Consider the following 20,827-nt stretch of genomic DNA (forward strand, 5'->3'; position numbering starts at 1 on the left):
CTTCTCACAGCCCCAGGATCGTGTCGGCGATGATGGCGCGCTGTACCTCGTTGGAACCTCCGTAGATCGAGGCCTTGCGGAAGTTCAGGTAGGACGGTGTGGCGACCCGAGCCCACTCGGGGACCTCGGAGTCCGTGTCGGCGAACGAGGCGAGCGAGAGCGGGCCGGCGATGTCGACCAGAAGCTCGGTGGCTGCCTGCTGCAACTCCGTGCCGCGGAGCTTGAGCACGGACGGCGCCGGGTGCGGCTTGCCACCCTCCGAGTGCGCCACCACGCGCAGCGCGGTCAGCTCCAGGGCCAGCAACTCGTTCTCCAACTCGGCGATCCGCGCGGCCAGATACGGGTCCTCGGTCAGCGGCCGGCCGCCGACGGAGATCTCCCGGGCGTGAGTCTTGGCGTCGGCGAGCAGTCGCTTGATCATGCCTACCGGCGCCACCCCTGACCGCTCGTTGCCGAGCAGGAACTTGGCGTACGTCCAGCCCTTGTTCTCTTCTCCCACGAGGTTCTCCGCAGGCACCCGTACGTCCTCGAAGAAGACTTCGTTGACCTCGTACCCGCCGTCGATCAGCTCGACCGGCCGCAGGGTCACCCCGGGGGAGTCCATGGGGAAGACCAGCATCGAGATGCCGCGCTGCTTCTTCGCGGACGGATCCGTGCGGGCCAGGCAGAAGATCCAGTCGGCGTGCTGGCCGAGGGTCGTCCACGCCTTCTGGCCGTTGACGATGTACTCGTTGCCCTCACGGACGGCGGTGGTGCGCAACGAGGCCAGGTCGGAGCCGGCGTCGGGCTCGGAGAAGCCCTGGCACCACCAGATGTCCAGATTCGCCGTGGGCGGCAGGAACCGCTCCTTCAGTTCGCGGGATCCGAACTCGGCGAGTACTGGACCGATCATGAACACGTTGAAGGCCAACGGCGGCTGCACGCAGGCCAGTTCCATCTCCGCGTGCCAGATGTGCCGCTGTAGGGGCGTCCATGCTCTGCCGCCCCACTCGACCGGCCAGTGCGGCACCGCCAGGCCCGCAGCGTTGAGGATGCGCTGGCTCTCGACGTACTGGTCGCGGGTCAGGTCGCGACGGGCCGCCACCGTGTCGCGGATCTCCTGCGGGATCTGGGTGGTGAAGAAGGCCCGCAACTCCTCCCGGAACCACTGAAGTTCCGAGGTCAGCTGCAACCGCATCGAACCTCCATTTGTGACCGTTTCTCTGTCGATCGTCTTGTCTATTGAGATTGCCGGATCGAGGTGTGGCGCGACTGTCATCCCCGGGGTCGCGGTACCAGTCGCGGATACGGCTCTCTGGTCGAGGTCTCTCGGTCATCGGCGCCACTCTCCCTTCGGGTGCCCCGGGCCCGGCGTTGTTCCGCTCGCGCCGACTCCCAGGTCCTTCGAATTTAGCGAGCATACTGCATGGCGACCGTAAGTTGTTATGGTTTGTATTGAATGAGGTTGAGTGATCGATCAAGGTCGCTCGCTACTGACTTTGCTGCGGCCGGCCGCGCGTGGTGTGTGACGGGTGTTGCCCCGAGTTGCATCGTGGCATGCTGCCGTCCCGCCCGATGTGCAACACAATCAGTCGCGACAGTGATGTGTATAGCCGTTTACGGTGCTACGCTCGCCGCGTTCGAACGAGCCGCAGGGAAGGTATGAGAGCAGCAGCTCTGAGCGCGTGATCGTCTGACGGTCACCGGGGCCCGCACTTGCGTGACGAGCCGTGTCGTGATGGGACGGGACCGTGAAGCCGGAGGGATCGGCTGCCTCGTCGTGCTCCTTGCGAACGAGGAGGGTCCGCTCGTTCGAGGCGCGCGAGGCCGGCGGTTGGACTGCCGGGGTACGCCGGAAACGCGTACAGAGCAGTCAGCCGAAGCGGGAGAAGAGGAAACCCACTATGCAGCAGGACGCTCAATCGACGATCCAGTCCAACCAGCCACCCTCTCCAGTGAGCGCCGCGTACGTCGAAGTTTCTGCAACAGATGCGCTTGCCCCTGGCGCGAAGATCGGTGACCTGTTCACCCTCAACGCGACGACTCCGTACTTCCTTCAGAGGCTGACCGAGCGCACCTACTTCTTCGGAGGAGGCTTCTACACCACCACGTTCTATGTGGGCGACGAAGGCGTGCTGGTGCTCGATCCGCCGGAGGGCCAGGGGGCGAACCTTCTGGCGGCCATCGCCGAGGTCACGGACAAGCTCGTGACAGCGATCGCCTACTCGCACAACCACGCCGACCACATCATCGAGGCCCCGGTGCTCATCGCGGCCACGAACGCCGCGGGCGGGGAAGACGTGCGTGTCATCGCGTCCACGGAGACGGATGCGAAGATGCGGCTCCTGAAGAGCAGCCTCCCGGCCCCCACCGAGACGGTGACGTGGCCGAACGGCGCTTTCGATTTCGAAGGTCTCACGGTTCGGCTCAACGGCTTCACGCGGGCGGCGCACTCCGACGACGCGGGGGCGTGGTTGCTGGTGCAGGAGAAGGTCGTACACCTGCCTGACCTCGTCAACGGCGACCAGCCGCCGTTCCGCAACTTCGGCAGTGCCGAGAACTACGTCTACTACCGCTCCAACGTGAACGAGCTCGGTGAGCTGGACTGGGTTCATCTGGTCGGCGGCCACGGCAACGTCGGCTCCAAGGACGACATTCGGTTCCACAACGTGTTCCTCGACGACCTGGAGGCAGCCGTCGGAGGGGCGATGGCTTCGACGCAGTTCGGAACCGTCGTGGACGACCTGACGAAGTTCAACAACCACGCCGCGCTCATGGACCTTTGGCTCAAGGCCGTCACCGCGAAGGCGACGGACCAGCTACGACCGAAGTACGGCAAGTACTACGGATTCGAGATCACGACCCCGGCGAACGCGGAGATGGTCACCCTGTCGATGGTCTCGTATCGCTGAGACGGGAGGGCGGGCAGCGCATCGGCCGCGATGCCCTGCCCGCACGTACGGCCCTGCGCGCTCGATGCGGGGGTGGACCGCCGGCGCTGGTGCTGCCGCGAAACGGAGCATCTCCACGCACCCGGTGGCGAAGCGTTCATCACGTGGTCCGACGGCTGGGCGACCTCTACCAGGCCGACTTTCACACCTAGGTGGACGCACAGAAGAGCGGCAGTCCGCCCTTCGCCCCCTTCGACCTGTCCTCCGGCCAGAACAACGAGTTCGGCACGGAGCCGCGCAGGCCCGGCAGTTGGTGCGGTATCCCCAGTAGCCCCGACCTCCGCCACCGGATCGGCCACTGTCACGCCTGCCATGCCTCAACCTTGCGGAATCCTCGCGAGCGAGGGTTGGCGGGCCTTCGTCGGTCAGGCGCGTGGACGGTGTCTACGGCTGCCACGGTCGCGTGTTCAGCGGTGACGCCCGGGTGTTCCGGCTGGGCGTCACCGCCTTCCAGTACGGATCCCATCCTGTCTGTCGTCGGCGGCCCATGTGGGCGACAACGGCCGCAGTCGCGCATCGATTCGCGGTCGAGTCGATATCATTTTATTGATCGATCGTTCTTCGTGGTGTTTCTTATGATGGTCGGCGTTCGCCGGTTCAATATCGCGTGACTCAGGCTCGGAGAAGTGGCTCGCCCATGCGTGAATCCGGGTACGGGTGCGGACGGAGCAGGGTGCTTGTCATTCGCATCGCGCAGGTGAATGTGTCGATGAGCTGCTGTGATGAGTGCCCTGTAGGAGGTTGGCGGCATCCCTGGTTCGGGTCGGATTTGCACACCTCTTGACGCTGGATTGCGCCGGGAGCTACCTTCCCTTCACCTGACGACCGTTAATGATAAGTGCGGCCTATTTTTTCCTGGAGTGCCCGCGCGAGGTCGATCTTCCACCGTGTTTCTCCAAAGGAGGAGGGGCTTTGAGGAATCGATTTGTCGTGCTCGCTGTCACCATCGCCGGCACCGTCGGTGTCGCCGGCTGCGGGAACAGCGGTAACGCTTCGTCGAGTACCAGCACCGCACCGATCAAGCTCATGACGATCGGGCCGGTGAGTACGCCGCAGTTCTCGCTCCCCAGCATCCCGGTCGGCGCCCAGGTCGCGGTCGACGAGATCAACGCCGCCGGCGGGATAGACGGCCGCAAGCTGAAGCTGATCACCTGCAACGACCAGAACAACCCGAACACCGCGGCGCAATGCGCCCGCCAGGCGATCGAAGAGAAGGTCGCGGGGTTGGTCGGCGGTCTGGAGACCTACGACCTGCAGATCATGCCGCTGCTGGAAAAGGCCGGCATCCCCTGGGTCGGCCTCACCACCCCCGACGACTACACCAGCAGCAACCTCTTCCTGCTCGGCGGCGAAGGAGCCCCGACCTACACCGGGATCGGCCTGGCGCTGGCGCAGCAGGGCTGCAAGAAGATCGCGGTCGTCGTCACCACCGCCGGAGGAGCCGAGAAGATCGGCGCCGCGCAGATCTCGGCCGGGGTCCGCGCGGGAGGCGCCCAGGTGGCGGGAACCTTCACCGTCCCGGCGTCCGCCGTGGACCTCGCTTCCACGGTCGCCGCCGCGCGGTCAGCCGGCGCGGACTGCATCGGCGCGGGGACCGGCCCGGCCCAGAGCGGACCGCTGATCACGGCGGTGAACGCGGGGGCGAAGCTGAAGCTCGCGTTCGCCTCGGGCGGACTGCCGAACGTGGTCCTCCAGCAGCTCGGAAAGGCCGCCGACGGCGTTCTCGCCCCCGCCGGCTACCTGCCGTTCACGTCCACGGACGGAGTCGTGCCGCAGCTGAAGCAGAAGATCCAGGCCAAGTACCCGAAGGTGCCGCTCGACCAGTTCGCCGAGACGGGCTACGCCTCGGTCAAGGCCGTCGCGCAGGCCGCGAAGGGTCTCAAGGACGTCACAGGGTCCTCCCTGAAAGGCGCTCTGACGAAGCTGACGGCATTCGACACCGGCCTCGGGCCCGTGGCGGACTTCTCCAAGGAGGGCTCGGTCCCCGGGTTCCCGCGGTTGTTCAACCCCAAGATCATCCTCTGGGTGGCCAAGGACGGCGACTACAACCTGGCGCAGCCGCAGCCCATTGACACGACCCCCGCTCTCAAGCTGTTGAGCGCGAAGTAGAGGGCCGGGACCGGCTATGAGAGGTTCGGCGGTGTCCTGTGGCTGAGTACGTCACGCTGCTGTTGCTGGGGCTGGGTGCGGGATCGATGACCGCGTTGTCGGCGCTCGGTCTGGTGCTCATGTACCGCAGCAGCGGCGTAGTGAATTTCGCGACGGGCGGCATCGGGATGGCCTGCTCGTACGTGTTCTGGGATCTGACCCGCAACGCGGGCTGGTCGGCGCTGCCCGCCGGCACGGCCGCCGTACTGGTGGGTGCGGCGCTGGGTGTGCTGACCTACGTACTGGTCATGGTGCTGCCGCGGGCCGGCTCCAACCTCACCCGCCTGATCGCGACGCTCGCCGTCCTGATCATCCTGGAGTCCGCCGCCCAACTGCGTTACGGGCCTAACCCGTTGTCGGTCCACCAGTTCCTGCCCAGCGGCTCGGTCGGCCTCGGCGGCGGCATCACGATCCCGGTGAGCCGTCCGATCCTGCTGGGTACCGCGGTGGTGCTGGCGCTCTCGCTCGCGGTGGTCTACGCCCGCACCACGTTCGGGATCGCGACGACCGCGTTGTCGGAGCGCCCGCGCAAGCTCGCGGCGCTCGGCTGGCGCATCGGCTGGATCGGGGCGATGAACTGGGGCGTGGGGGGTGCGCTGGCCGGGCTGGCCGGCGTCCTGCTGGCTCCGATCATCGGCGTGACGATCGGGAACGCGGCCGTGCTGATGGTGACGGTGCTGGCCGCCGCGCTGATCGGCGGGCTGCGTTCGTTCTCGCTGACGCTGGTCGGCGGGATGGTGATCGGCATGCTGCAGTCCCTGTTCGGCATCCACGACCTAGGGATCCAGGGTCTCGCCGACGCCGTTCCGTTCGTGGCGATCATCGCCGTGATCGTCCTGCGGGGCCGTCGGCTTCCGCTGCGGAGCTTCGTCGGCGAGCGGCTGCCTCGCGTCGGCTCCGGGGAGATCCGCCCCGGCCGGGTCGTGGCCGGCGTCGCGGTGCTCGTCCTTCTGGTCGGCTGGGTCCTGAACGACAACGGCATCTCGGCGCTGACAGCATCGCTTCTCGCCGTGATTCCGCTGCTGTCGCTCACCGTGCTGCTCGGCTACGCGGGCCAGATGTCACTGGCCCAGATCACCCTCTCGGGGGTGGGCGGACTGGTCGCCGCGCGGCTGGCGGCAGATGTCGGCCTGCCGTTCCCGGTCGTACTGGTGCTGGGCATGCTCGCCACGGTTCCGGTCGGCCTCATCGTGGGGCTGCCGTCCGCCCGGACCCGCGGAGTCAGCCTCGCGGTGGCGACCCTGGGCCTCGCGGTGGCGATCCAGGCACTGATCTTCAGCAACAGCTCGATCTCCGGCGGGGAAACCGGGATCGCGCTCCCCGACAGCGCGTCGTTCCGGATCTTCGGAGTGGACATCGACAGCTTCCTGTACCCCGATCGGTTCGCCTACCTGGTGCTGGGCTTCGTACTGGTGCTGACTCTGCTCGTGGCAAATCTGCGGCGCAGCGCCTCGGGACGGCGCATGATCGCGGTCCGGGGCAACGAGCGAGCCGCGACCGCCCTGGGCATCAACGTGGTGACGACCAAGCTGTGGGCATTCGGGATCGCCTCCGCGATCTCGGGGCTGGGCGGAGTCCTGCTCGTCTACAGCGCGCCGACGGCGCTCTTCTCGAACTTCTCGGTGCTGGACAACATCAGCGCCCTGGCGTACAGCGTCGTCGGCGGAGTGGGCAGCGTTCTGGGCCCGCTGTTCGGCAGCACACTGCAACCCTCGGGGATCGGGCAGTCGGTGCTCAACGCGATCTTCGGCGTGGAGCCGGTGACGATGACACTCATAGGAGGCGTCCTCCTGCTCATCACCATCGTCGCCTCACCCGACGGGATGGCTGCGGCGACCGCCGAGGCGATCGACTCCGTACGCCGTCGCCTGCCGGCGAGGCGCCCGCGCGCCGGGCGTCAGGCGCAGGCGTACCTCGGGCGCGGCAGCCAGGCGCCCCGGCGCGTGCGGCCCGCGCCGCTGACGGTCGGCTCGATCGAGGTGGCGTTCGGCGCCGTACGCGCGGTCGACGGCGTCGACCTGCACGTCGAACCGGGTGAGGTCGTCGGCGTCGTGGGCGCCAACGGCGCCGGGAAGACCACCTTGATCGACGCCATCACCGGGTTCGTACCCAGCAGGGGCACGGTCGCCCTCGGTGGGCAGGAGCTGGCCACCGTGTCGGCGCACGGGAGGGCGCGGGCCGGCCTCGCCCGTTCCTGGCAGAGCCTGGAGCTGATCGAGGACCTGTCGGTCCTGGACAACTTGCGTACCGCGTCCGACTCGGGCAGTTGGTGGTCCGGCCTGCTCGACCTCGTACGGCCCAGCAGGGACAAGCCGACCGCGGCCATGCTCCGCGCGATCCAGGCGCTCCGACTCGACGACGTGCTCGGCGCGAAGCCCGGGGAACTGAGCACCGGCCGCCGCAAACTCGTCGCGCTCGCTCGTGCGATCGCGGGCGAGCCGTCGGTCCTCCTCCTCGACGAACCATGCTCGGGCCTGGACCAGCACGAACGGGAAGAGGTGGGCGAGGTGGTCAGGATGCTGGCCGAGAACTGGGGGATGGGAGTGCTGTTGATAGAGCACGACGTCCATTTGGTGCGGCGCGTGTCCGACCGCATCGTGGCACTCGACTTCGGGAAAGTGATCGCCCAAGGCCGACCCGATGACGTGCTGTCGGACCCGAGCGTCATGGCGGCGTATCTCGGTGACGTCACCGAGACGGCGTGAAGGGCGGTGTCGACATGAGCCTTGTGCTGGAGACCCGGAACATCCATGCCGGCTACGGCGACGTGACAGTCGTTCGTGACCTCAATCTCAGCGTCGCCTCGGGCGAGATCGTCGCGCTGCTGGGCCGCAACGGCGCGGGCAAGACCACGGCCCTGCTGACCCTGGCCGGCGCGTTGCGCCCGCTCTCCGGGGACCTCGACTTCCTCGGTGCGCCGGACAGATCCTCGCTCGCGGCCCGCGCCCGGCGGGGCTTGGGCCTGATGACCGATGACCGTTCGATCTTCTTCGGCCTCACCGTCCGCGAGAACTTGCGGCTGGCACGCGGGAGCGACGACGTGATGTCACTGTTCCCCGAGCTGGAACGGCTGCTCGACCGGCCTGCGGGACTCCTGTCGGGCGGTGAGCAGCAGATGCTCGGCCTCGCCTCCGTGCTGGCGCGAGAACCGAAGCTGCTGCTCATCGACGAATTGTCGTTCGGGCTGGCCCCCCGGATCGTCCAGCGTCTCATGACGGCCGTACGCCAAGCGGCCGACCGGGGCACGGCGGTGATCCTGGTCGAGCAGTTCGCCCGGCTCGCACTCGACGTCGCCGACCGCGCCTATGTGCTGGTCAACGGTCGCGTGAGTGACGAAGGCACCACGGACGAACTGCGCGCGAACATCGCCGAGTTGGAGGGCAAGTACCTGGGTGTGGACTGATGAACCCGATACCGTTCAGAGGGCGCCGGACATGAGCCGGTGGACCACCTCGGTCAGTAGATCGGTGCCCGCGCTGATGTCGTGGTCGTCCGTCAACTCGCCCTCGTTGTGGGAGATTCCCTCGATGCTGGGCACGAACAGCATGATCGACGGCGCGATGTCCTTCATGTTGACCGAGTCGTGGCCGGCGATGGTCATCATGGTCTGGTGGCTGAGCCCCAGCTCGTCGGCGACGCGGGCGGCGAGTTCGACACCGGCCGCGGGGAACGGCGCCACGCCCCAACCGTGCGTCTGTACCTGCTCGATGGAGACCGACGCGCGCTCCTCGATGCCCGGGATCGACTCGGCCAGCTTCTTGGCCGCCGCGTCGAGCAGGGCTTCGTCGGGCGAGCGCAGGTCGACGTGCATACGCACCTCGCGGGCCACCACGACAGGGGAGTTGGGCTCGACGGTCATCTCGCTCACCGAGGTGTGCAGCGGCAAGTCCGTGCTCTGCTCGGCCAGTTCACGTACCGCCACGACGAGGAGCGAGGCACCGAACAGGGCGTCGCGCCGGTCCGCCATGATCGTGGATCCGGTGTGCGACTGCTCGCCGCGCACCACCACCTGGTACTTGCGTGCCGCCCAAGTGGCGTCCACCAGGCCGATGGTGAGCCCCTTGTTCTCCAGGTCGCGACCCTGCTCGATGTGGATCTCGGCGTATGCCGCCACGTCCGGTCCGGGGTAGTCGCCGATCGTGCCGATCTCGCGGAGGGCGGCCTCGACAGTGGTGCCCGCGGGATCGGTCGTCGCGAGGGCGGTGTCGGCCGGCAGCTTTCCGGTGAACACGGCGCTGCCCATCATGCTCGGCTTGAAGCGGGAGCCTTCCAACTCTGCGCCGCCGGTGTCTATGTCGCCCGCGCTGAATCCTGCGTCCGTCACTTCGGTTCACCCGTTGCCCAACGGCCTTTGTCGCGAGGTGAGTTCAGGCCCACGAGTGTAGCGGGCACAACAGCGCAGGCACCTCCGTGCCGCCCCGCAGCGGGAGCCGACCGTCGATCTTGATAGGTTGTGCGGGCCAGTCGTGCCACAACCGAGGCCAGGGAATCCGGTGGAAATCCGGAACTGACGCGCAGCGGTGAGGGGGACGGGCGGGGCAGCAGACGCCACTGGGGCGACACGGGCCGGCCGAAGGAGCCGGTGTGTGACGCGCCGGGAAGGCGCCCCGTCCGGACGAACCCGAGTCCGAAGACCTGCTGGCGCCTTCTCGCCCTCGGCGAGGGGGAGTTCGTAGGCCAGGCTCCGCGTTCGAGCCCCGACAGGCAAGGCATGCCCGTGCTCCGTACCGCCCCCGTCCCGCTGCGCCGCCGTACCGCGGCCCTCCTCATCGCGCCCGCCCTGCTGCTCACCGCGTGCGGCGGATCCGACGGCGACAGTGCCGACGGCGAGACGGAGAAGTCCGCCGCGGGCTTCCCGCTCACCCTCACCGACTGCGGGCAGAAGGTCACGCTGAAGTCGGCCCCGAAGCGGGTCGTCTCCCTCAACCAGGGCACCACCGAGATCCTGCTCTCCCTCGGCCTCGCCGACCGCATCGCCGGTACGGCGACCTGGACCGACCCCGTGCTCAAGGGGCTGGAGAAGGCGAACGCGACCGTGCCGCGCCTCGCCGACAACAACCCCTCCTTCGAGAAGGTCCTCGACGCCGAACCCGACTTCGTCACCGCCTCCTTCGTCTCGACGCTCGGCAAGGGCGGTGTCGCGACCCGCGAACAGTTCGAGAAGCTGGGCGTCCCGACATACGTCTCGCCGTCCGACTGCGCGGGCAAGGACAACGACAGCGGCGGCGACGGCTCGCGCAGCACACCGCTCACGCTCGACACCGTCTACGGCGAGATACGCGACCTGTCCCGGGCGATGGGCGTCAAGGAGCGCGGCGACAGGCTCGTGGCCCGGCTGAAGGCCCGGGTGACCAAGGCCACCACCGGGCTCGACGCCTCCGACACCTCCCTCATGTACTGGTTCGCCAACGCCCAATCGCCCTACCTGGCCGGCTGCTGCGGCGCCCCCGGCGCCATCACCCGTGCCGTCGGCGCGAAGAACGCCTTCTCCGACACCCACGACGAGTGGCCCCAGATCAACTGGGAGACCGTCGCCGACCGCGACCCCGACGTCATCGTCCTCGGCGACCTGACCCGCAAGTCGCAGACCGCCGAGACCGCCAAGGCGAAAATCCGCTTCCTGGAGACCAACGCGGCCACCCGCAACCTCACCGCCGTCAAGAAGAAGCGGTACATCCTGCTCAGCGGCCAGGCGATGAACCCCTCCATCCGCATCGTCGAAGGGATCGAGCAGGTCGCCGCCGGCCTGCGCGACTTCGGACTCGCCAAGTGACCGTCCGCACCCTGCTGTTGACGGGCGGCGGACTGGTCGCGTTGCTGGTTTCCGTGGCCGTCGCGGTGACCATCGGACCCGCCGACATCTCCACGGCCGACGTATGGGCGTCGGTCGCGTCCCACCTCGGCGGCGGGGACAGCACGCTCGCCCCGCTGCGGGACGGCATCGTCTGGGACCTGCGCATGCCCCGCACGCTGCTCGCCGCCGTCTGCGGCGCCGGGCTCGCGCTGTGCGGCGCGGTCATGCAGTCGCTGCTGCGCAATCCGCTGGCGGATCCGTTCGTGCTCGGCGTCTCCTCCGGGGCGTCCACGGGCGCGGTGGCGGTCGTGGTCCTCGGCGTGGGAGGCGGGGCCGTGTCGCTGTCGGCGGGTGCCTTCGTCGGCGCCCTGCTCTCCTTCGGGCTGGTGATGCTGCTCAGCCACAGCCTCGGCGCGAGCATGGACCGGGTGGTGCTGTCCGGAGTGGCCGCCATGCAACTCTTCTCCGCACTCACCTCGTTCACCGTGCTGACCTCGGCGGACGCCGAGACCACCAAGGGCGTGCTGTTCTGGCTGCTCGGCTCGCTCTCCGGCGCGGACTGGGGCCAAGTGCTGCTGTGCGCGGGCGCGTTGGCCCTCGTCCTGGTCGTCTGCCTCGGCCAAGCCACCACCCTGGACGCGTTCGCCTTCGGCGAGGAGGCGGCGGCCGGGCTCGGCGTGAACGTGGCCCGCGCCCGGCTGATCCTGCTGTGCGCCACGGCCCTGCTCACCGCCGTCCTGGTCAGCTGCGCCGGGGCGATCGGCTTCGTCGGCCTGGTACTGCCGCATGTCACCCGCGCGCTCACCGGTTCCGGGCATGTACGACTGCTGCCGATCACCGCGCTGACCGGAGCCGTCTTCCTGGTGTGGGTGGACACCCTCGCCCGTACCGTCGTCGATCCCCAGGAGGTACCGGTGGGGGTCGTGACGTCACTGATCGGCGTACCCGCGTTCGTGATCGTGCTGCACCGGGGCCGGAGGAAGACATGAGCACCCCCGCGGCCGAAGACATGAGCGATCCCGCACCGGACACCGGCCTGCACGCGGACCGGGTGGCCCGCCGCACCGACGGCCGACTCATCGTCGACGGCGTCACCCTCGTCCTGCGCCCCGGCGAGACCGTCGGCCTCCTCGGCCCCAACGGGTCCGGAAAATCAACCCTGTTGCGCCTGCTGGCCGGTGTCCTCCCCGCCTCCACCGGCGTGGTGACGCTGGACGGGCGGCCGTTGCCGGAAGTCGGGCGGCGCGCGACCGCCCGCCGTATCGCCACCGTCGAGCAACACACCCACACCCAGACCGAGTTGACCGTCCGCGAGGTCGTCGCCCTCGGGCGTATCCCGCACCGCCGTGCCTGGTCACCGGCGTCGGCCGCCGACGCCCGCGCCGTCACCGACGCTCTGGAACGCGCCGGACTGACCGACCGGGCCGCGCAGTCCTGGCACACCCTCTCCGGCGGTGAACGCCAACGCGCCCAGATCGCCCGGGCGTTGGCCCAGGAACCCCGCGAACTCCTCCTCGACGAGCCGACCAACCACCTCGACATCCAGCACCAGTTGGACCTGCTCGACCTGATCGCCGACCTGCCGGTCACCACCGTGATCGCCCTGCACGACCTCAACCTCGCCGCGATGTACTGCGACCGCCTGCTCGTCCTCGACACCGGCCGCACGGTCGCCGAGGGCACCCCGGCCGACGTCCTCACCCCGGCCCTCATCAAAGAGGTCTACGGCGTCGACGCCGAGGTCCACCATGACCCTGGGCATCCCGTGATCCGCTTTCTGCGGCGGGGGAGCGGGACGCCGTAGCGGCGGGCTCCAACGTGCCCAGGTGTAGCCGGTGTTGGGCTAGTGCACGGAGAAGCCGCCGTCCACGAACACCGACTGCCCGGTGACATAGGCCGCGCCGCGACTCGCCAGAAACACCACCGCTCCCGCGAAGTCCTCGGCAAGTCCATTGCGCCCGACCATCGTTCGCGCGGCCAGTGCCGCCACCTTCTCCGGGTCGGACGACAGTCGCTCGTTGAGCGGCGTCATCACGAAACCCGGCACCAGGGTGTTGCAGGTGACCCCGTACGGGGACCAGGCCTCGGCCTGCGAGCGGGCCAGGGACTCCAGCGCGCCCTTGGACACACCGTAGGCACCGCTCTGCACGAAAGCGCGGTGTGCCTGCTGGGAGGTGATGTGGATGATCCGGCCGTAGCCCCGCTCGGCCATGCCGGGGCCGAAGCGTCGGCCCAGGAGGTAGGGCGCCTCCAGGTTCAGGGCCATCGTGGTGTCCCACACCTCCTCGCTCAACTCATCCATCGGCGGGCGCAGGTTGATGCCGGCGCTGTTCACCAGGATGTCCGGCTCCCCGAACACCTCGGCCGCCGCTTCCGCCGCCGCCCGGACCCCGTCCCGGGTGCCCAGATCGCCGCTCACCCAGGCCGCCCGGCAGCCGTCCGCCGTCAACTCGTCGACTGTGGCGGCCAGTTCCTGCTCCTTGCGCGCCACTACGACCACTTCGGCTCCCGCCCGTGCGAGCGCCCCGGCGGCGGCCCGGCCGATGCCGGAGCTGCCGCCCGTCACGACGGCGACTCGGCCGTCCAGCGAGAACAGTTCGGAGAGGTAGTCGCGAGAGATCATCCCCGCAGCTTAGGCGCCGGGCGCGGGCTGACGAGCCGGGGCTCCGGGGCCGTCTCCGCCCATTGCAGGCCGTGGCCGGTGGCGGTACTGGACATGCGGACCGACGTATCGTTCTGGGACTTGCTGTGTTCGACGGGATCGACGCAATGGACGCCGAGTCGGTGACCGCCGCCTTTTGCACGGTGGGGAGCCACCGCGACATTCGGGTGGGGAGACGGTGACGGAGTGGCAGACGTTGATCTCAGGCTCTTGCGGTACTTCATCGCGGTCTGCGAGGAGGGCGGCTTCAGCCGGGCCGCGCGGCGTCTGGGGATGACGCAGCCGGCGCTGTCCCGGGCGGTGCGGACGCTGGAGGCGGCGGTCGGCGTCGAACTGGTCGTGCGCACGGCGCAGACCGTGGAAATCACCGAGGCCGGCATGTTGCTGCTCGAGGAGGCTCGCGAGCTCGACGAGCGCGCGCTCGCCGCTGTCGAGCGGGTGCGCACCGCCAGCCGGGCCGAGCCCTCGCTCCGGGTGACGGCACAGAGCTACGACGCCCCGCTCGCCGCCGAGTTGCTCGCCGCGCCCGGATCTTCGGGCCGTGCCGCTCCCGAGGTCCCGATCACCGTCGTGGCGCAGTGTCCCGGCCTGCAGATCGGCGCTCTGCGCGAAGGGCGCGTCGACGTGGCCTTCCTGCGGGGCCCCTACGCTCCGCGGTCGCTCGACCGGGAACTGCTCTGGAGGGAGCCGAGGGTCGCCCTGCTGAGCGCGGCGCACCCGCTCGCCGGGCGGGCACGCGTGCACGTGGACGAACTCGGCCGCGACCCGGTCGCGGTGTGGCCGCAGATGACGCCGCAGGAGCAGGAGCACTGGGCCGGGGCGGACCACGACGGGCACGCGTGGCTGCGGGGCCCGGAAGTCACCAGTGCCTCCGACGTTGTCGCTGTCGTCCAACTCGGGCAGGCCATCGCGTTCGTTCCCGTCTCCTCCCTCCCGCTCGCCGCGGGCCTGCCGGGCATCGAGATCCGCCCCGTCGACGGCATCTCGCCCAGTGAGCTCCACCTCGCCTGGCGGGCGGACAGCACCTCGATGCGGGTTGCCGCATTCGTCGGGCATGTCACCGACGCCGCGACCACGTGGGTGGCGGCGGACGGTTCCCGGGCAGCGGTTTCATAGGCGCGGTGCCTCCCGGGCATGGCTGCGATGCCGACGCGGCAGTCCACCGACGGGGGTGTCCGTGGTGTCGTGGGCTCCGTCCTCGGACCGCAGCGAAAACGGAGGCGGCGATGTCTGTCCTCCACTGCGGCGAATCGCCATCCCGGAGTTGCCCACATGACCAGAGTTGTTGTTGCCGCGTCGGCCGTGTACGGCCACTTCGCGCCCATGAGATCCATCGCCGCGGATCTGGTCGGGCGCGGCCATCAGGTCACCGTACTGACCGGATCGGTGTACCGGGACGAGGTTCGGGGGACCGGCGCGACGTTCGCGGCGGTGGACGGTGCCGCCGACTTCGTCTTCGAGGAGAAGGCCGCCGATCCGGAGCGGCTGGCCCTGCCGGTCGGGCCGGCCCAGCTCGACTGGGACGTGCGCAATATCTTCCTCCAGTCGGTGCCCGGCCAGCACAGCGCCTTGCAGCGGGTGCTCGCCGACGCCGCTGAGGAGCCTGTGGTGCTGCTGTCCGAGACCGGCTTCGCGGGCGCTCTGCCGGTCATGCTCGGCGCACCCGGACGCCGACCGGACGCCGTCGTGGGGATCGGAGTGTTGCCGCTGACGATCAGCAGCGTCGACACGGCACCGTTCGGAATGGGGTTGCCGCCGGACTACTCGAAGGAGGGCAGGGCCCGCAACCGTGAGCTCAACGCGGCGATGCAGACCCAGGTACTGGGCGGCGCACAGCGCTTGTTCGCAGGCATCCTGGCCGATCTCGGCTGCCCGGGCCGGCCGCCGTTCTTCATGGACGCCCCGCTGTCGGAGGCCGACGTGTTCCTCCAACTGTCGGTCGAGGAGCTGAGCTACCGGCGCACCGACCTGCCCGAACACGCGCACTTCATCGGCAGGCTCCCGGAGGACCCGGGTACCGGAGCGCGGCTGCCGCAGTGGTGGGCCGACGTGCTGGACGCGGAGCGGGTCGTGGTGGTCACCCAGGGCACGCTGGCCAACCTGGACCTGGGCCAGTTGATCGAGCCCGCGCTGGAGGCGCTGGCGGACGAGCAGGTCCTGGTGGTGGCGGCGACCGGTACGGACCGTGAGGTGCGCGGCGTGCCGGCGAACGCGCGCGTCGCCCGGTTCATCCCGTTCGAACTGCTGCTGCCGCACACGGATCTGCTGATCACCAATGGTGGGTTCGGTGGTGTGCAGCAAGCGCTGGCGCACGGCGTGCCGATGGTGCTGGCCGGGCAGAGCGAGGACAAGCTGGAGAGCAATGTCCGCGTGGCGGCGACCGGTGCGGCGGTCAACCTCGGCACCGACAACCCTTCCCCCATGGACATCCGCAAGGCGGTCGACTCCGTTCTGAGTGAATCCGGCTATCGGCGGAACGCGGCGCGCCTGCAGGCCGATTACGCGGCATCGGACGCCCTGGACGTCATTGACACGACGATCCGCAGGCTGATGTCGCGCACGGTGTAGTTCGGGAATGCCTGGTCCGGTCGGCCGTGGGAGGTGCGACGCGGGCCGTGTCGCACCGGCCGGGCAGCAACTTTCATGGCCGGCAGCCGAGTTGTGCTTGATACCAGGTTGCCGTCGATACCAGCAGTTGGCACATCCTTGAGATCGGAGCGTTGATGACTGACCTGTGGAAGCCCGTCGAACTGGGCGGGATCCGGCTGCGGCACCGCATCGCGATGGCACCCATGACGCGCAACCGCGCGGCGCCCTCCGGTGCGCCGACGGCGTCGAACGTCGAGTACTACGCGCAGCGCGCGTCGATGGCGCTGATCATCACCGAGGGCGCCCAGCCTTCGCCGGACGGGCAGGGCTACCTCCTGACACCGGGCATCCACACCGACGAGCACATCGCCGGGTGGCGCGCGGTCGTGGACGCCGTCCACGCGAAGGGCGGGCGGATCGTCATCCAACTCATGCACGTCGGCCGCATCGCGCATCCGTCCAACACCCCGCACGGCCGTCAGCCGGTAGCGCCCTCCGCCGTCCGGCCCGCGGGCAGTGTCTTCACCGCGAGCGGCATCCAGCCGATACCCGCACCGCGAGCACTGTCGACCCAGGAGATAGCGGAGACGGTCGCGGACTACCGCCGCGCGGCAGCCGCGGCGGTCGCAGCCGGCGCGGACGGTGTGGAGATCCACGGCGCCAACGGCTACCTGCCGCACCAGTTCCTTTCCAGCAACGCCAACCGGCGCACCGACCGGTACGGCGGCTCTGTCCGCAACCGTGTCCGCTTCCCGCTGGAAGTGGCGACGGCGGTCGCCGAGGAGATCGGGGCCCGGCGGACCGGCTTCCGCATCTCACCGGGAAACCCCTTCAACGACATCGTCGAGCACGACGTGGAAGACCTGTACGGCCACCTCGTCCCGGCTCTGGCGCCGCTGGGTCTGGCCTACCTGCACGTGGCCCACCGTGGCGACGAGGAACTGCTCAAGCGCATCCGCGACGACTGGCCCGGACGCCTGCTCCTCAACCGGGTCGGCGCCGACCTGAACACCCGGATCCGGGACCTGGAGGGCAGCCTCGCGGATGTCGTCACCGTCGGCATGATGGCTCTGGCCAATCCCGACCTGGTGGCCCGGATCAAAGCAGGCGCGCCCCTGAACGAACCCGACCTGACCACGTTCTACGGAGGAGACGAGCACGGATACACCGACTACCCGGCTCTTTCGCGACACCGGGGCGACTGACGGTGGATGTGGGGCGGCGGTGATGCTCGCCCGGCGCACGGGTGCCGATCCGTCGGATCGGACGTGGGCGGACAGCCCCGTACCCCCTGCCGCATCGGCTCTGATGGCACACCCCTCGCACCGGCGGCACCAACTAGGTACCATCGGTGCATGCCATCGTTGAATGTGTCCTTCACCGAAGAGGAACTCGCGGGAGTGCGCGCGGCGGCAGCCGCCGAGGGGAAGAGCCTCAAGCAGTACCTGCACGACCTCGGCGTCCGCGAGATGCAGCGGGGCCGGTTCGTCGCCGGCGCCTCCGCGTGGGCCGAGCGGCTGCGCGGCGAGTTCGACGACGCCTTCCCCGACGAGGTGCCGCCCGCCGAGCGTGACGGGGCCGCGGCCGCCTGATGCACCTGTACATCGACGTCTCCTGGCTGCTCGACGTCCAGGAGGCCGCCCTCGGCCGCGAGGACATGTCGGTCTCCGACTACTCCGCGCTCGTGGCCGCCGTATCCCGGCACAAGACCAAGCTGCCGACCCTCGCCGCGGCCGACCCGGACGCCGCCTGGCGGGCCGCCGCGCTCATGCACACCATCGTGCGGCTGGAGCCGCTGCCGCACCGCAACAGCCTCTACGCCGCGTTCGTCGCCGCCCAGTACATGGGGCAGTCCGGCGAAGGCATCGACCCGCCCTACGGCGCCCTCTCCGACCTCGTCCGCAAGATCCGGGACACGCGGGTCGGGGTCCTCGCCGTCGCCGATCAGTTGCGGACCTGGAAGGTCTGACCTGCGGCGACCTGGTACGGCTCCGTGACCGCGGGGCCGTAGCCCTGCGTAGGCTGTCTCCGTGTCCACCGCCCGTCTGCGTCGCGTCGCCGTCCTCGTCCTCGAAGGCGCCAAGCCGCTCGATGTCGGAATCCCCGCGCAGGTGTTCACGACGCGGGCGAGCATGCCGTACGAGGTGCGGCTGTGCGGTGCGGCGCCCGGGCTGGTGACCGGGGGCGACGGGCTGTCGTACCACGTGGCCGATGGTCTCGACGCGTTGGCCTGGGCCGACATCGTCTTTCTTCCCGGGTATCGGTTCCCGGACCGGGAGGATCCGCCGCAGGGTGTCCTCGACGCGCTGATCACCGCGCACGACCGGGGCGCGCGGCTCGCCGCGATCTCGACCGGTGCCTTCGCGCTCGCCGCCACCGGGCTGCTCGACGGCAAGCGCGCCACGACGCACTGGCACTACACGCGGGCGCTCGCGGCGAAGTACCCGCTCGTCAACGTTGACGAGAACGTCCTGTTCGTCGACGAGGGCAGCGTGCTGACCTCGGCGGGCGCCGCGTCCGGTATCGACCTGTGCCTGCACATCCTGCGCGGCGACCTCGGCGTGGCCGCGTCCAACCACGCCGCCCGGCGCCTGGTCGCGGCCCCCTACCGCAGCGGCGGTCAGGCGCAGTACGTGCCGCGCAGCGTGCCCGAGCCGCTCGGTGAACGGTTCGCCGCGACCCGAGAGTGGGCGCTGCACCGGCTCGGCGAACCCCTCACCCTGGAGACGCTGGCCCGGCAGGCCGCCGTGTCGCCGCGCACGTTCTCGCGGCGCTTCGTCGACGAGACCGGCTACACGCCGATGCAGTGGGTCATGCGTACCCGTATCGACATGGCCCGCGAACTGCTCGAACGCTCCGAGCGCAGCGTCGAGCAGATCGCCGCCGACGTCGGTCTCGGCACCGGCGCGAACCTCCGGCTGCACTTCCACCGACTCCTCGGTACGACGCCGAGCGAGTACCGGCGCACCTTCGCACAGGGGGAGTAGCCCCGCCCTGTCCCGCGGTGTGGCGAGTGTGGCGAGTGTGGCGAGATACTTTCGAACCATGGCGATCGCGCCACTGTCCGCGCCGGAAGCCACGAGCGAGCCTGGAGGCATACCGAAGGGACATCACTCATGACTCGCATTGCCATCAACGGATTCGGCCGCATCGGACGCAACGTGCTGCGCGCCCTGCTCGAACGCGACAGCGAGCTGGAGGTCGTCGCCGTCAACGACCTTACGGAGCCCGCCACTTTGGCGCGGCTGCTCGCCTTCGACACGACGTCCGGCCGGCTCGGTCGTCCCGTGACCGTCGACGGGGACACTCTTGTCGTCGACGGCCGTCGCATCAAGGTCCTCGCCGAGCGCGAACCGGCCGACCTGCCCTGGGCCGAGCTGGAGGTCGACCTCGTCCTTGAGGCCACGGGCCGTTTCACCTCCGCCAAGGCCGCCCGCGCCCACCTCGACGCCGGCGCCCGGAAGGTCCTCGTCAGCGCGCCCTCGGACGGCGCCGACGTCACCCTCGCGTTCGGGGTCAACACCGACGCCTACGACCCGGCCACGCACACGATCGTCTCCAACGCCTCCTGCACGACCAACGCGCTGGCACCCCTCGCCGCGGTGCTCGACGAACTCGCCGGTATCGAGCACGGCTTCATGACCACCGTGCACGCCTACACGCAGGAGCAGAACCTCCAGGACGGCCCGCACCGCGACGCCCGCCGTGCCCGTGCCGCCGCGGTCAATATCGTGCCCACCACGACGGGCGCCGCCAAGGCGATCGGCCACGTACTGCCCAACCTGGAGGGCAAGTTGTCGGGCGACTCGATCCGCGTGCCCGTGCCGGTGGGCTCGATCGTCGAACTCAACACCACCGTCTCCCGGGACGTGACCCGCGAGGACGTGCTGGCCGCGTACCGCACGGCGGCCGAGGGCCCCCTCGCAGGCGTCCTGGAGTACTCCGACGACGCGCTCGTCTCCGCCGACATCGTCGGCAACCCGGCCTCGTCGATCTTCGACTCCGCCCTCACCCGCGTCGACGGCCGGCATGTGAAGGTCGTCGCCTGGTACGACAACGAGTGGGGCTTCTCCAACCGTGTGATCGACACGCTCGAACTGCTCGCCGCCGGCTGATCGATTGCGGGGCGCCCGCCGCTCCGTCCATGTGCCGGCCCGGGTCGGCGCCGGCCACGCCCACGGCGGTGGCTACGACAGGTCGCGCTGGTACCAGGTGCCCTGTTTGCCGCCGAGGGCGGACGGGTCGGCGGGGCCGACCGGGGTGAAGCCGGCCTTGGCCAGCACCTTTTGGGACGCGATGTTCTCGTGGGAGGTGGCTGCTCTGAGCGTGCGCACGCCGTGTCGTGAGGCGGCGAGTCGGCAGAGTTCCTCGACCGTCGCGGTTGCCACGCCCTGGCCGGAGACACGCTGTGCGACCCGGTAGCCGAGTACCGCCGTGTGTTCCTCGGTGATGTCGAAGAGGTTGAACCTGCCGAGGATCGAGCCGTCCTCGGCCACGAGGACGTAGAAGGCGCACTCGCCTGTCTCCTGTTCGGCGAGCAAGTCGTCGTGGCGGGCGGCGAATTCGGCGAAGTAGTCGTCACCGCGGTCGGAGATCGAGGCGGCGAAGTAGGCGCGATTGGCCAACTCGAAGGCCAGGACCGCCGAGGCGTGGTCGGCCTGGAGTGGCTTCAGTTCGGGCATGTTCCTGGCCTGTTCGGGGAGT

The 20,827-nt window shown here is 69.4% G+C and carries 18 protein-coding genes and 1 riboswitch; of the genes, 14 read left to right on the plus strand and 4 right to left on the minus strand.

Annotated features, from left to right (window positions below; all coding sequences use genetic code 11):
- Positions 1–4 precede the first annotated feature (4 nt).
- Positions 5–1,177, minus strand: coding sequence for an acyl-CoA dehydrogenase family protein (locus OG588_RS48455; RefSeq protein ID WP_405952900.1), 1,173 nt, complete (start codon positions 1,175–1,177; stop codon positions 5–7).
- 706 nt (positions 1,178–1,883) lie between these two features.
- On the opposite strand from OG588_RS48455, the gene OG588_RS48460 reads away from it, so the two are divergent.
- The 4 genes from OG588_RS48460 to OG588_RS48475 all read left to right on the plus strand — a co-directional run bounded on the left by OG588_RS48460 (position 1,884) and on the right by OG588_RS48475 (position 8,481).
- Entirely contained in the window at positions 1,884–2,891 is a 1,008-nt protein-coding gene (locus OG588_RS48460; RefSeq protein ID WP_405952901.1) for an MBL fold metallo-hydrolase, read from the plus strand.
- A gap of 969 nt (positions 2,892–3,860) precedes the next feature.
- A complete protein-coding gene (locus OG588_RS48465; protein WP_405952902.1) occupies positions 3,861–5,039 on the plus strand; it encodes an ABC transporter substrate-binding protein in 1,179 nt (392 codons plus the stop codon).
- 38 nt (positions 5,040–5,077) lie between these two features.
- A complete protein-coding gene (locus OG588_RS48470; protein ID WP_405952903.1) occupies positions 5,078–7,783 on the plus strand; it encodes an ABC transporter permease subunit in 2,706 nt (901 codons plus the stop codon).
- A gap of 14 nt (positions 7,784–7,797) precedes the next feature.
- On the plus strand, positions 7,798–8,481 hold the full coding sequence (locus OG588_RS48475; protein ID WP_405952904.1) for an ABC transporter ATP-binding protein: 684 nt from the start codon (positions 7,798–7,800) through the stop codon (positions 8,479–8,481).
- A 15-nt stretch (positions 8,482–8,496) separates the two neighbouring features.
- On the opposite strand, the gene OG588_RS48480 is transcribed toward OG588_RS48475, so the two are convergent.
- Positions 8,497–9,402: a M20/M25/M40 family metallo-hydrolase gene (locus OG588_RS48480; RefSeq protein ID WP_405952905.1), complete on the minus strand. Its 906-nt coding sequence runs from the start codon at positions 9,400–9,402 to the stop codon at positions 8,497–8,499.
- 120 nt (positions 9,403–9,522) lie between these two features.
- A riboswitch (cobalamin riboswitch) is annotated at positions 9,523–9,736 on the plus strand.
- A gap of 53 nt (positions 9,737–9,789) precedes the next feature.
- Here OG588_RS48480 and OG588_RS48485 point away from each other — a divergent pair.
- Genes OG588_RS48485 through OG588_RS48495 form a run of 3 tightly spaced genes read left to right on the plus strand, consistent with a single transcriptional unit; the run spans position 9,790 to position 12,676 of the window.
- A complete protein-coding gene (locus OG588_RS48485) occupies positions 9,790–10,851 on the plus strand; it encodes an ABC transporter substrate-binding protein (RefSeq protein WP_405952906.1) in 1,062 nt (353 codons plus the stop codon).
- Positions 10,848–11,861 (plus strand): FecCD family ABC transporter permease, encoded by a 1,014-nt coding sequence (locus OG588_RS48490; protein WP_405952907.1) that lies wholly within the window; start codon positions 10,848–10,850, stop codon positions 11,859–11,861. The genes OG588_RS48485 and OG588_RS48490 overlap by 4 nt, the downstream gene beginning before the upstream one ends.
- Positions 11,858–12,676 carry an ABC transporter ATP-binding protein gene (locus tag OG588_RS48495; protein ID WP_405952908.1) on the plus strand — a complete coding sequence of 273 codons (819 nt, stop codon included), beginning with the start codon at positions 11,858–11,860 and terminating at the stop codon, positions 12,674–12,676. The genes OG588_RS48490 and OG588_RS48495 overlap by 4 nt, the downstream gene beginning before the upstream one ends.
- A gap of 39 nt (positions 12,677–12,715) precedes the next feature.
- Here OG588_RS48495 and OG588_RS48500 read toward each other — a convergent pair whose 3' ends face one another.
- Positions 12,716–13,495 (minus strand): SDR family NAD(P)-dependent oxidoreductase, encoded by a 780-nt coding sequence (locus tag OG588_RS48500; protein ID WP_405952909.1) that lies wholly within the window; start codon positions 13,493–13,495, stop codon positions 12,716–12,718.
- Between the two features lie 225 nt (positions 13,496–13,720).
- Here OG588_RS48500 and OG588_RS48505 point away from each other — a divergent pair, with 225 nt between their 5' ends.
- The 7 genes from OG588_RS48505 to gap all read left to right on the plus strand — a co-directional run bounded on the left by OG588_RS48505 (position 13,721) and on the right by gap (position 20,238).
- The gene (locus OG588_RS48505; RefSeq protein ID WP_405952910.1) at positions 13,721–14,650 is read left to right on the plus strand and encodes a LysR family transcriptional regulator; all 930 of its coding nucleotides are present in this window, start codon (positions 13,721–13,723) and stop codon (positions 14,648–14,650) included.
- A 156-nt stretch (positions 14,651–14,806) separates the two neighbouring features.
- Positions 14,807–16,102: a nucleotide disphospho-sugar-binding domain-containing protein gene (locus OG588_RS48510; RefSeq protein ID WP_405952911.1), complete on the plus strand. Its 1,296-nt coding sequence runs from the start codon at positions 14,807–14,809 to the stop codon at positions 16,100–16,102.
- A gap of 155 nt (positions 16,103–16,257) precedes the next feature.
- The gene (locus OG588_RS48515; RefSeq protein ID WP_405952912.1) at positions 16,258–17,328 is read left to right on the plus strand and encodes an alkene reductase; all 1,071 of its coding nucleotides are present in this window, start codon (positions 16,258–16,260) and stop codon (positions 17,326–17,328) included.
- A 150-nt stretch (positions 17,329–17,478) separates the two neighbouring features.
- On the plus strand, positions 17,479–17,715 hold the full coding sequence (locus OG588_RS48520; protein ID WP_393048559.1) for a hypothetical protein: 237 nt from the start codon (positions 17,479–17,481) through the stop codon (positions 17,713–17,715).
- Complete coding sequence (locus OG588_RS48525) at positions 17,715–18,092, plus strand: hypothetical protein (protein ID WP_019056308.1); 378 nt, start codon at positions 17,715–17,717, stop codon at positions 18,090–18,092. The genes OG588_RS48520 and OG588_RS48525 overlap by 1 nt, the downstream gene beginning before the upstream one ends.
- A 61-nt stretch (positions 18,093–18,153) precedes the next feature.
- Positions 18,154–19,110 carry a GlxA family transcriptional regulator gene (locus tag OG588_RS48530; RefSeq protein ID WP_405952913.1) on the plus strand — a complete coding sequence of 319 codons (957 nt, stop codon included), beginning with the start codon at positions 18,154–18,156 and terminating at the stop codon, positions 19,108–19,110.
- Between the two features lie 129 nt (positions 19,111–19,239).
- A complete protein-coding gene (gap, locus tag OG588_RS48535) occupies positions 19,240–20,238 on the plus strand; it encodes a type I glyceraldehyde-3-phosphate dehydrogenase (protein ID WP_405952914.1) in 999 nt (332 codons plus the stop codon).
- 72 nt (positions 20,239–20,310) lie between these two features.
- Here gap and OG588_RS48540 read toward each other — a convergent pair whose 3' ends face one another.
- The gene (locus tag OG588_RS48540) at positions 20,311–20,805 is read right to left on the minus strand and encodes a GNAT family N-acetyltransferase (RefSeq protein WP_405952915.1); all 495 of its coding nucleotides are present in this window, start codon (positions 20,803–20,805) and stop codon (positions 20,311–20,313) included.
- Positions 20,806–20,827 lie beyond the last annotated feature (22 nt).

This window comes from Streptomyces prunicolor (assembly GCF_045162825.1).
In the GTDB taxonomy this organism is placed as follows: domain Bacteria; phylum Actinomycetota; class Actinomycetes; order Streptomycetales; family Streptomycetaceae; genus Streptomyces; species Streptomyces prunicolor.

Coding starts and splice junctions, on each gene's coding strand:
- OG588_RS48455 (WP_405952900.1), bottom strand. CDS start 1,177: ATGCGGTTGCAGCTGACCTCGGAACTTCAGTGGTTCCGGGAGGAGTTG.
- OG588_RS48460 (WP_405952901.1), top strand. CDS start 1,884: ATGCAGCAGGACGCTCAATCGACGATCCAGTCCAACCAGCCACCCTCT.
- OG588_RS48475 (WP_405952904.1), top strand. CDS start 7,798: ATGAGCCTTGTGCTGGAGACCCGGAACATCCATGCCGGCTACGGCGAC.
- OG588_RS48485 (WP_405952906.1), top strand. CDS start 9,790: ATGCCCGTGCTCCGTACCGCCCCCGTCCCGCTGCGCCGCCGTACCGCG.
- OG588_RS48495 (WP_405952908.1), top strand. CDS start 11,858: ATGAGCACCCCCGCGGCCGAAGACATGAGCGATCCCGCACCGGACACC.
- OG588_RS48500 (WP_405952909.1), bottom strand. CDS start 13,495: ATGATCTCTCGCGACTACCTCTCCGAACTGTTCTCGCTGGACGGCCGA.
- OG588_RS48510 (WP_405952911.1), top strand. CDS start 14,807: ATGACCAGAGTTGTTGTTGCCGCGTCGGCCGTGTACGGCCACTTCGCG.
- OG588_RS48515 (WP_405952912.1), top strand. CDS start 16,258: ATGACTGACCTGTGGAAGCCCGTCGAACTGGGCGGGATCCGGCTGCGG.
- OG588_RS48520 (WP_393048559.1), top strand. CDS start 17,479: ATGCCATCGTTGAATGTGTCCTTCACCGAAGAGGAACTCGCGGGAGTG.
- OG588_RS48525 (WP_019056308.1), top strand. CDS start 17,715: ATGCACCTGTACATCGACGTCTCCTGGCTGCTCGACGTCCAGGAGGCC.
- gap (WP_405952914.1), top strand. CDS start 19,240: ATGACTCGCATTGCCATCAACGGATTCGGCCGCATCGGACGCAACGTG.
- OG588_RS48540 (WP_405952915.1), bottom strand. CDS start 20,805: ATGCCCGAACTGAAGCCACTCCAGGCCGACCACGCCTCGGCGGTCCTG.